The sequence below is a fragment of the Bradyrhizobium sp. P5_C11_2 genome, assembly GCF_054049755.1.
In genome coordinates this window covers 1-10,756 of the sequence record NZ_JBFULT010000240.1, presented here as the reverse complement: position 1 = coordinate 10,756, position 10,756 = coordinate 1, and the positions used below count along the sequence as shown (strand labels likewise).

Here is a 10,756-nt window from a genome sequence, read left to right as displayed (position 1 = left end):
ATTCGGACGACGACGTCGGCGCCGTCATCCGCCATCACGGCATGCCCCGCCTGACCGAGAAGTCGATCGTGCGGCCGAGCGACCTGTTCAAGGAGCTCGCGACCATCCGCAAACAGGGCTTCGCGATCGACGATGAGGAGGCCTGCATGGGCCTGCGCTGTATTGCCGCAGTGGTCTACAACCACTGCGCCGAGCCGCTCGCGGCGATTTCCGTCTCGGGCATGACCAGCCGCCTGACCGACGACAGATTGTCGGGAATCGGCCAAATCGTGCGCGAAGTCGCCGGCGAGCTGACGGTTGCGCTCGGCGGGGTCATGCCGGCGTCTGGCTAACAGGAAACCCGGGCCCTATCGCTGGACAGTATCGGTCGTTTTGGCTGATATGCGACCAAACGACACAATGCGGCGAACGTCCGCATGAGCCCGGAGAATGCCCCCATGTTTCGATGTCCCGCGCGCCTCGTCGGCGCAGCCGTCGCGCTGACCCTTGCGGCAGCCACGCCGGGTTTTGCCCAGCAGCTCGAGCTCAAGCTGATGGCGCCGGCGGCACCGGGCGGTGGCTGGGACCAGACCGCGCGCTCGATGCAGCAGGCGCTGGTCGCCGCCGGCGTCGCGCGCAGCGTGCAGGTCACCAACGTTCCTGGCGCAGGCGGCAGCGTCGGCATCGCGCAGTTCGTCAACGGCGCCAAGGGCGACGGCAATCAGTTGATGGTCAACGGCTTCGTCATGGTGGGCGCACTCGCCATGAACAAGTCGCCGGTGACGCTCGATCAGGTGACGCCGATCGCGCGCCTCACCGAGGAAATCCAGGTGATCGTGGTGCCGGCGAATTCGCCGATCAAGACTGCGCAGGATCTGGCCGCTGCGGTGAAGGCCGATATCGCCAAGGTGACCTTCGCCGGCGGCTCGGCCGGCGGCGTCGACCATGTCATGGCGGCGTTGTTCGCTGGCGCCGTCGGCGCCGACGCGAAGAAGATCAACTACATCCCGTTCTCGGGCGGGGGCGAGTCGCTTGCCGCCATTCTCGGCGCGAAGGTCACCGCCGGCATTTCCGGCCTCAGCGAATATGAGGGGCAGATCAAGTCCGGCAAGCTGCGCGCGATCGGCGTGACCTCGGAGAAGCGCATCGCAGGCAGTGACATCCCGACCTTCAAGGAGCAGGGCATCGACCTCGTGATCGCCAACTGGCGCTCGGTGGTCGCGCCTCCCGGCATCACGCCGGAGCAGCGCAAGACCTTGAGCGATGCGGTCGAGAAGATGGTGAAGTCGGACGCCTGGAAGGAGATCCTCAAGCAGAAGGGCTGGGAGGACGCCTATCTCGGCGGCGACGCTTTCGCCGACTTCCTGAAGAAGGAAACCGTTCGCGTCACCGACGTGCTGAGGTCAGTCGGCCTGGTCAAGTCATGACCTCGGGCGATCCCGTGCAGCCGCCGCGGCGCGTCGATCGCGCCGGCATCGTCATCGCCGCATTGCTCGCAGGTCTCGCCGCAGTGCTGGTCTGGGACGCGCGCGGCCTGCAATCCACAGCGATGTACGGGATGGGGCCCGAGGCGATGCCGGTCGTGATCGCCACCGGCCTCGCGCTGCTCGCGATCGGCAATTTCATCGACGCGCTGCGCGGCAATTTGCCGGCGCGCGAGAGCGCCGATCCCGTGCCTGTTGTCTTGATCCTCGCTGGCCTTGCGCTGCTGATCGCCATCATCGGCTTCGGCGGCGGCTTCATCCTGGCGACATCGGCGCTGTTCGTCACGACGTCGGCGGCGTTCGGACGCCGTGCCGTCCTTGCCGACTCCGTCATCGCCATCGTGATGTCGACCCTCATCTATCTCGCGTTCGACCGGCTGTTGACGCTGAGCCTTCCCGCCGGCCCGCTGGAGCGACTGCTGTGATGGACACCTTTGCCGCGCTGGCCCATGGCATGGCGGTCGCCGTCCAGCCGATGAATCTGCTCTATGCGCTGATCGGCGTGTTCCTCGGCACGGCCGTGGGCGTGCTGCCCGGCATCGGCCCGGCATTGACGGTCGCGCTGCTGCTGCCGGTGACGTACAAGCTCGATCCCGGCGGCTCGCTGATCATGTTTGCCGGCATCTATTATGGCGGCATGTATGGCGGATCGACCACCGCGATCCTGATCAATACGCCCGGCGAGAGCGCGTCCATGGCGACCGCGCTCGAAGGCAACAAGATGGCCAAGGCCGGCCGCGGCGGGCCGGCGCTTGCCACATCCGCGATCGGGTCCTTCGTCGCCGGCACCATCGCCACCATCGGCCTCGCCTTTCTCGCGCCGTGGCTGGTCGATTTCGCCGTGCGCTTCGGCCCGGAGGATTATTTCGCGCTGATGTGCGTCGCCTTCATCACGGTGTCGGCGACCTTCGGAGATTCACCGATCCGCGGCCTGACCAGCCTTTTCATTGGTTTGACACTCGGCCTGGTCGGCATCGACAAGCTGACCGGTCAGGCGCGGCTCGCGTTCGGCGTCCCCGAACTGCTCGACGGCGTCGAGGTGACGACGCTCGCGGTCGGCCTGTTCGCGGTGGGCGAGGCGCTCTACGTCGCCTCGCGCCGCCACCACACCGAGGAGAAGCTCGAACCGGTGCGCGGCTCGCTGTGGATGACAAAAGAAGACTGGAAGCGATCGTGGAAGCCGTGGCTGCGCGGCACCATGTTCGGCTTCCCGATCGGGGCGCTGCCCGCCGGCGGCGCCGAGATCCCGACCTTCCTGTCCTATTCGACCGAGAAAAGGCTGACGAAGTACCCGGAAGAATTCGGTAAGGGCGCGATCGAGGGCGTCGCGGGGCCGGAAGCCGCCAACAACGCCTCCGCCGCCGGCACGCTGGTGCCGTTGCTGACGCTGGGATTGCCGACCTCGGCGACGGCCGCGATGATGCTGGCTGGCTTCCAGCAATACGGCCTCAACCCGGGGCCGCTGCTGTTCGCTGAGCGGCCTGACCTGGTGTGGGGCCTGATCGCCAGCCTGTTCATTGCCAATTGCATGCTGCTGGTGCTCAACCTGCCGCTGGTTGGCCTGTGGGTGCGGCTGCTCGCGATCCCGCAGCCGTGGCTCTATGCCGGCATTCTCGTGTTCGCGACCATGGGCACCATCGCCGCAAAGCCCTCGGTGGTCGAATTGTCGATGCTCGCTGGCTTCGGCGTGCTCGGTTTTCTGATGCGCCGGTTCGATTTTCCGATCGCGCCCGTCGTCGTCGGCCTGATCCTCGGCCCGATCGCCGAGAGCCAGTTGCGCCGCGCGCTCGCGATCAGCCTCGGCGATCCCATGACGCTGCTCCAGAGCCCGATCTCGGCGACGCTGCTCGGCATCGCGCTGGTTGCGCTCTTGGCCCCATTCGTGCTGAAGGGGATGGGACGCTTCAAGGCGAACGAGGACTAGCGGTCCCGGCGCGCGTGCTGCGTCCATCTGGTCGAGGAAACGCCATGCCGTCGGAACTTCGYTCGCCCCGTCTCGCCGTCCTGATCGATGCCGACAATGCCTCCGCAAAGATCGCGGATGGACTGTTCGAGGAGATTGCCAAGATCGGCGAGGCCAGCGTTCGCCGCATCTACGGCGACTTCTCCAATGCGCGATCCAGGGGGTGGGCGGACATCCTGTCCAAGCACGCCATCATCCCGCAGCAGCAGTTCGCCTATACGACAGGGAAGAACGCGTCCGACATCACCCTGGTCATCGACGCCATGGACCTGCTTCACAGCGGCCGGTTCGATGGCTTTTGCCTGGTGTCATCCGACAGCGACTTTACCCGTCTGGCGGCCCGCATCCGGGAGCAGGGCATCGATGTCTTTGGGTTCGGCGAACAGAAGACGCCGGAGAGCTTCCGGCAGGCCTGCCGAAGGTTCGTCTACACCGAGAACCTGCTTGCCGCCCCGGCGAACACCCAGGACGCCGCCTCGAGATCGACGTCGCTTCAACCGCTTGATGCCGCGACTCCCATCATCAAGAAGGTCATCACCCAGATGGAGAGCGAGGACGGCTGGGTGACGCTCGGCGAAGTCGGCCGGCAACTCGCCAATCTGGCGTCCGATTTCGATCCGAGAACGTTCGGGTTCCGCAAGCTGAGCGACCTCGTGCGGAAGACGAACTCGTTCGAGATCGACGAGTCAAAGGGCCGCTCGATGCGGATTCGGGTCAAGCCCGCTGCCGCAGCACCGCCGAGAAGGCGGAACCCGCGCAGGCCTGCACGGGCGGGCGCGGCGGGCGGCTCGGCGCCTAAGGCGTAAGCAGGGCCTGCCGTTATATTTGCGCTTGCCCGCTATGGCGCGGGGCGTAACCATCGCGGGGCCGTAACGCCACGCGAGGGGCCCGATGACCAGACTTACCCGCTTCGCCGTCGCACCGCTGCATTCGATGACCCGGCGTCTGGCCGATGTCGCCTCCGCGCGCGTCGCACCGGATCTCGTGGTCACGGGGGCCCGGGTGCTTTCGACCTATTCGGAGCGCATCCACGCGAACCGCGAGGTCTGGATCACCGGCGGCCGTGTCGCCGCGGTCAAGCCGGCCGGAACAGCCAAGAAGGCGTGGAGCGGCGTCGCGACCTACGACGCGGCCGGCGGCATCATCGCGCCGGGGCTGGTCGATCCGCATATCCACATCGAATCCTCCATGGTGACGGCCTGCGCCTATGCCGAGGCAGCACTGCTGAATGGGACCACCACGATCTTCTGCGACAGCCACGAGATCGGCAACGTCATGGATGTCGCCGGTGTCGAGGCGATGCTGGAGGACGCGCGCGAGGCGCCGCTCTCGATCTTTTTGACGGTGCCGTCGACCGTCCCGGCCACGTCGGCGGAGCTTGAGACCGCGGGCGGCGATCTCACGCCGGACAAGATCGCCGGCCTGTTCGATCGCTGGCCGGAAGCCGTCGCGCTCGGCGAGAAGATGGATTTCGTGCCGGTCACGATGGGCGACGAGCGCAGCCACGCCATCCTTGCCGCGGCGCTCAAGCGCGGCCGCCCGGTGTCCGGCCACGTCTACGGCCGCGAATTCGTCGCAGCCTATGCGGCGAGCGGCGTCACAGATACGCATGAGGCGATCGACCGCGACATCGCCGATGATCTGCTCGACGCCGGCGTCTGGGTCTTCCTGCGCGGCGGCCCGCCGACCACGCCGTGGCACTCCCTGCCGCAGGCGATCCGGACGATCACCGAGCTCGGTGCCTCGCACAAGCGCACGGCGGTGTGCACCGACGATCGCGATGCCGACGATCTCCTGCTGTTCGGTCTCGACTGGGTGGTGCGCGAGGCCGTGAAGGCCGGGATGTCGCCGGAGCAGGCCTGGTCGATGGGCTCGCTGCACGGCGCCACGCGCTTCGGCATGGAAGGCGATATCGGTGGGCTCGGCGGYGGCCGCCGCGCCGATCTCGTGCTGATGGACGACAATCTCAAGCCGCAATGCACCTGGTATGGCGGCGAGCTCGTGGTGGAGGATCGCAAGATCACGCCGCGTCTCGATCAGGCGCTGTCGCAGCGCTATCAATATCCGAAGGCGGCGTACGCCACGGTGAAGCTGCCCGAGAAGGTCAAGCTCACGCCGGAGCTGCCGGCCAAGGCCTGCACGGTCAACGCCATCAAGACGGCGCTGCCGGGCATCACGCTGATCCATGAGAAAGTCGCGATCGAGCCGGCAAAGGACTGGCCGTCGCTGTTCGCGCGCTATGGCCTGTGCTTCGTCACGGTGGTCGAGCGCCACGGCAAATCGGCCGGCAACGTCGCCTATGGCCTGTTGAAGGATTTTGGCCTGAAGCGCGGCGCGGTGGCCTCCAGCGTCGGGCATGACAGCCACAACATCATCGTCGCCGGAACCAACGAGGGCGACATGCAGGTCGCGATCGCGGCCATCAAGGAGCACCAGGGCGCCGTCTGCGTCGTCGCCGACGGCAAGGTGAGGGCGCTGGTGCCGCTGCCGATCGCGGGGCTCTTGTCCGACAAGCGCGTCACCGAGGTGGCGGAAGAGGTCAAGGCATTGAAGAAGGAATGGGCGGAGGCCGGCTGCACCATCCCCTACATGGGCTTCAATTTGATTCCGCTATCGGTCATTCCGGAAATTCGCATCACGGACAAGGGCCTCGTGCTGGTGCCGCAGATGGAACTGGCGCCGCTGTTCGAGTGATTTCTTTCATCCGTTTCGCAATGTAACCGATTGAGACCACCACGGTTTTTCCGCGGCTGCCGCATCGTGGAAAATAAAATCGATCTCGTTGAGCGGAGCCGACGCACGCCCGATGATCACGCTCGAACCAAGGCAACCGAGCGAGGTCCGATATGGCGAAGATGCGAGCTATCGATGCAGCCGTCCGTATTCTGGAGAAGGAAGGCGTCTCGACGGCCTTCGGCGTTCCCGGGGCCGCGATCAATCCGCTTTACTCGGCGCTGAAGAAGCGCGGCTCGATCCGCCATATCCTGGCGCGGCATGTCGAGGGCGCTTCCCACATGGCGGAAGGCTATACGCGGGCGAAGGCCGGCAATATCGGCGTCTGTATCGGTACCTCCGGGCCGGCCGGCACCGACATGATCACCGGGCTCTATTCGGCGATCGCCGATTCCATTCCGATCCTCTGCATCACCGGGCAGGCGCCGCGGGCGCGGCTCTACAAGGAGGATTTTCAGGCCGTCGACATCGAGTCGATCGCAAAGCCGGTGACGAAATGGGCGGTGACCGTGCGCGAGCCGGCCTTGGTGCCGCGGGTGTTCAGCCAGGCGTTTCACGTCATGCGTTCGGGCCGGCCGGGCCCGGTGCTGATCGATATGCCGCTCGACGTGCAGCTCGCGGAGATCGAGTTCGATGACGAGACCTATGAGCCGCTGCCGGTCTACAAGCCGACCGCGACGCGCAAGCAGGTCGAGAAGGCGCTGGAGATGCTCAACGCGGCCGAGCGGCCGCTGATCGTGGCCGGCGGCGGTGTCATCAACGCCGATGCCTCGGACCTGCTGGTGGCCTTCGCCGAGATCACCAACGTGCCGGTGGTGCCGACGCTGATGGGATGGGGCGCGATCCCCGACGACCACGTGCTGATGGCCGGCATGGTCGGCCTTCAGACCAGCCACCGCTACGGCAACGCCACGATGCTGGAGTCGGACTTCGTGCTCGGCATCGGCAACCGCTGGGCCAACCGCCACACCGGCTCCGTCGAGACCTACACCAAGGGCCGCACCTTCGTGCATGTCGACATCGAGCCGACCCAGATCGGGCGGGTGTTCAATCCTGATCTCGGAATCGTCTCGGACGCGAAGGCCGCGCTCGAGCTGTTCGTCACCGTCGCCAGGGAGTGGCGCCGATCAGGCAGGTTGCGCGAGCGCCAGGCGTGGCCCGCCACCTGCCGCGATCGCAAGCGTTCGATGCTGCGCAAGAGCCATTTCGACAACGTTCCGATCAAGCCGCAGCGCGTCTACGAGGAGATGAACAGGGCCTTTGGCCGCGACACCTGCTACGTCACGGTGATCGGCCTGTCGCAGATCGCCGGCGCGCAATTCCTGGGCGTCTACAAGCCCCGCAACTGGATCAATGCCGGGCAGGCAGGACCGCTCGGATGGACGTTGCCCGCTGCCCTCGGCGTGCGCGCGGCATGCCCGGATCGCGACATCGTCGCGCTGTCGGGCGATTACGACTTCCAGTTCCTGATCGAGGAGCTCGCGGTCGGCGCGCAGTTCAATCTGCCCTACATCCACGTCGTCGTGAACAATTCCTATCTCGGCCTGATCCGCCAGGCCCAGCGCGGCTTCGATATGGACTATCACGTCCAGCTCTCGTTCGAGAACATCAACGCGCCCGAGCTCGGCGGCTATGGTGTCGATCACGTCGCGGTCGCCGAAGGGCTCGGCTGCAAGGCGATCCGCGTCACCGACCCGAAGGACGCGCAGGCCGCCTTCGTGACGGCGCGCGAATTGATGGCGAAGCACCGCGTGCCGGTGGTGGTCGAGTTCATCCTCGAACGCGTCACCAACATCGCGATGGGCACCGAGATCGACAACATCGTCGAGTTCGAGGAGGTGCTGGACTTGGCCCTCGACGAGGTCGGGACCAAGCAGCCCGGCGTGCTTCAGCCGGCGGAATAGGGGAATATCATGCCGAAATTCGCCGCCAACCTCACCATGCTCTTCAACGAGATGCCGTTTCCCGACCGCTTCGCCGCGGCGAAAGCGGCGGGCTTTGCCGGGGTCGAGTATCTGTTTCCCTATGATTTCGACAAGGCGATGCTGCGTGAGCAGCTCGAGGCCCACGGGCTGACGCAGGTGCTGCACAATCTCCCCGCCGGCAATTGGGCGGCGGGCGAGCGCGGCATCGCGATCCTGCCGGATCGCGTCAGTGAATTCCGTGACGGCGTGTTTCGGGCCATCGACTACGCCAAGGCGCTGGATTGCGAGCAGCTCAACTGCCTCGTCGGCATCGCGCCCGCCGATGCCGATCCGCGCGAGCTCAACGAGACGCTGGTCGGAAATCTGCGCTTCGCGGCTTCGACGCTGGCGCGGGAGAACATCAAGCTGCTGGTCGAGCCGATCAACACGCTCGACATTCCCGGCTTCCACCTCAACGGCACCGAGCAGGCGGTGCAGCTCATCTCGGAAGTGCGGTCCAACAATTTGTTCATCCAGTACGACATCTACCACATGCAGATCATGGAGGGCGATCTCGCCCGCACCATGCAGGAATATCTCCCCCAGATCGCCCACATCCAGCTCGCCGACAATCCCGGCCGTCACGAGCCGGGCACCGGCGAGATCAACTATCCCTTCCTGTTCCGCCACCTCGACGCGATCGGCTATCGCGGCTGGATCGGCTGCGAATACAAGCCGCGCACAACGACGCTGGAAGGCCTGTCGTGGCACGCGGCGCAGACGTTCGAGACGTGAGAGCGCGCTGATGTGGCCGCGGTGACAGTGCCCTCCCTCTCCCGCTTGCGGGAGAGGGCTGGGGTGAGGGTGTCTCCGCGGTGGGACCGCAGAAATGCACCGAGAAAATCCCCCAGCGGACAGAGCCCTCACCCGGCGCTACGCCATAGCCGAGGCTTTGCCTCGGCGCCTCTTAAGAGACGGCCGCCGAAGGCGGCCTATGCCTCTCCCGCAAGCGGGAGAGGTGCATCGAGCCCGTGGACGGACTTAGCCCAAATCTAGAGGAATTAGACATGATCGACATCGGCTTCATCGGACTCGGCACCATGGGACGGCCGATGGCCGGCCATCTCCTGGCCGCGGGCCATCGCGTGCTCCTGCATGACGTCGCGCCGGTCGCGCCCGAGCTGATCACAGCCGGCGGCGTCGCCTGCAAGTCGAGCAAGGCGGTCGCGCAGGAAGCCGATGCCATCATCATCATGGTGCCGGATACGCCGCATGTCGAAGCGGTGCTGTTCGGCAAGGACGGCGTCGCGGCCGGGATCTCCAAGGGCAAGATCGTCATCGACATGAGCTCGATCTCGCCATTGGCGACCAAGGAATTCGCCAAGAAGATCGAGGCGCTGGGCGCCGACTATCTGGACGCGCCGGTGTCGGGCGGCGAGGTCGGCGCCAAGGCTGCGAGCCTCACCATCATGGTCGGCGGGCCCGAGCGCGCTTTCAACACCATGAAGCCGGTGTTCGACAGGATGGGCAAGAACGTCACCCGCGTCGGCGCCAATGGCGACGGCCAGACGACCAAGGTCGCCAACCAGATCATCGTCGCGCTGACGATCGAGGCGGTGAGCGAGGCGCTGCTGTTTGCGTCGAAAGCCGGCGCCGATCCTGCGCTGGTGCGGCAGGCCCTGATGGGCGGCTTCGCCTCGTCGCGGATTCTCGAAGTGCATGGCGAACGCATGGTGAAGCGCAATTTCGCTCCGGGCTTCCGCATCGAGCTGCACCAGAAGGATCTCAACCTCGCGCTCGAAGGCGCGCGCGCGCTCGGCCTGTCGCTGCCGAGCACGGCGGTGGCGCAGCAATTGTTCTCGTCCTGCACCGCGCATGGCGGCAAGGGCTGGGATCACTCGGCGATGGTGCGGGCGCTGGAACTGATGGCGGGTCACGAAATCGCCGCAGCGTAAAATGTTCCTCGGGAACATTCTTCGGGAACAGTCTTCAGTGCGATGGCGCCGTCTTTCGCCGCGCGAAAACCGGAACAATGGCCGGGCCCCGCGGTTGAAGGCGGACAACAACACTGGAGAGTGTGGACATGAAGACCCGTCTTGCAATTTCGTTGGCTGCCGTGTCGCTGCTGGCGTCGAGCGCAGCCTTTGCCCAGTCGACGACCGAACAGGGCGCCCGGGACGGCGCACGCGCGGGCGGCGACGTCGGCGGCCCGGTCGGCGCGATGGTTGGTGGCACCGTCGGTGCGGCCGTTGGTGCCGGCCTGGAAATTCCGAATGCCATTCTAGGCGGAATTCCGCGCGATGATTCGGTGGTGATTCACGAGCGCGTCGTGGTCGGCGAGCCGCTGCCCCCGACGGTGGTGCTGCGCCCGGTGCCGAACTACACCGAGTATCGCTATGCGGTCGTCAACGATCGCCGCGTGATCGTCGAGCCGCGCACGCGTCGCGTCGTCAAGATCATCGACTGATCGATCACAGCTTAGGCTGTGAAAAGTCGGGCCCTGTGGAGCGTCACTCCGCGGGGCCTTGGCTTGTGACGGCGGAGCTTGTGCGGAAGCGCGTCATGACCCAATCGGCGGCGGCCGCGAGCACGAAGCCGAAGCACGCCGTGAGCGCGTCGACCAGAAAATCCTCCAGCCGCGCATGGCGTCCGGGCGCCCAAAACTGCATCAGCTCGAGCAGGCCGATCAGGAC

At 65.9% G+C, this 10,756-nt stretch carries 10 protein-coding genes and 1 pseudogene; 10 read left to right on the top strand and 1 reads right to left on the bottom strand.

The features are described 5' to 3' along the window. The 10 genes from ACXJL8_RS21730 to ACXJL8_RS21685 all read left to right on the top strand — a co-directional run. On the top strand, window positions 1-332 hold a 332-nt coding region (locus tag ACXJL8_RS21730), incomplete at its 5' end, for an IclR family transcriptional regulator (RefSeq protein ID WP_456685553.1). 105 nt (window positions 333-437) lie between these two features. Beyond that, the gene (locus ACXJL8_RS21725; protein ID WP_456622245.1) at window positions 438-1,406 is read left to right on the top strand and encodes a Bug family tripartite tricarboxylate transporter substrate binding protein; all 969 of its coding nucleotides are present in this window, start codon (window positions 438-440) and stop codon (window positions 1,404-1,406) included. Continuing rightward, window positions 1,403-1,888 (top strand): tripartite tricarboxylate transporter TctB family protein, encoded by a 486-nt coding sequence (locus tag ACXJL8_RS21720; RefSeq protein ID WP_456622246.1) that lies wholly within the window; start codon window positions 1,403-1,405, stop codon window positions 1,886-1,888. Before ACXJL8_RS21725 ends, ACXJL8_RS21720 begins: the two co-directional genes overlap by 4 nt. Further along, the gene (locus tag ACXJL8_RS21715) at window positions 1,888-3,387 is read left to right on the top strand and encodes a tripartite tricarboxylate transporter permease (protein WP_456622247.1); all 1,500 of its coding nucleotides are present in this window, start codon (window positions 1,888-1,890) and stop codon (window positions 3,385-3,387) included. Before ACXJL8_RS21720 ends, ACXJL8_RS21715 begins: the two co-directional genes overlap by 1 nt. Window positions 3,388-3,431: 44 nt before the next feature. Continuing rightward, window positions 3,432-4,232 carry an NYN domain-containing protein gene (locus ACXJL8_RS21710; RefSeq protein ID WP_456622248.1) on the top strand — a complete coding sequence of 267 codons (801 nt, stop codon included), beginning with the start codon at window positions 3,432-3,434 and terminating at the stop codon, window positions 4,230-4,232. A gap of 85 nt (window positions 4,233-4,317) precedes the next feature. Then, window positions 4,318-6,120: an adenine deaminase C-terminal domain-containing protein gene (locus ACXJL8_RS21705; protein ID WP_456622249.1), complete on the top strand. Its 1,803-nt coding sequence runs from the start codon at window positions 4,318-4,320 to the stop codon at window positions 6,118-6,120. Between the two features lie 152 nt (window positions 6,121-6,272). Beyond that, complete coding sequence (gcl, locus tag ACXJL8_RS21700; RefSeq protein ID WP_456622250.1) at window positions 6,273-8,063, top strand: glyoxylate carboligase; 1,791 nt, start codon at window positions 6,273-6,275, stop codon at window positions 8,061-8,063. Between the two features lie 9 nt (window positions 8,064-8,072). Then, entirely contained in the window at window positions 8,073-8,858 is a 786-nt protein-coding gene (gene hyi / locus ACXJL8_RS21695; RefSeq protein ID WP_456685552.1) for a hydroxypyruvate isomerase, read from the top strand. Window positions 8,859-9,130: 272 nt separating this feature from the next. Beyond that, complete coding sequence (locus ACXJL8_RS21690) at window positions 9,131-10,018, top strand: 2-hydroxy-3-oxopropionate reductase (RefSeq protein WP_456622252.1); 888 nt, start codon at window positions 9,131-9,133, stop codon at window positions 10,016-10,018. 128 nt (window positions 10,019-10,146) lie between these two features. Then, on the top strand, window positions 10,147-10,530 hold the full coding sequence (locus ACXJL8_RS21685; protein ID WP_456622297.1) for a DUF1236 domain-containing protein: 384 nt from the start codon (window positions 10,147-10,149) through the stop codon (window positions 10,528-10,530). Window positions 10,531-10,573: 43 nt separating this feature from the next. Here ACXJL8_RS21685 and ACXJL8_RS21680 read toward each other — a convergent pair. After that, a pseudogene (locus tag ACXJL8_RS21680) lies at window positions 10,574-10,756 on the bottom strand (VanZ family protein); the annotation flags it as partial.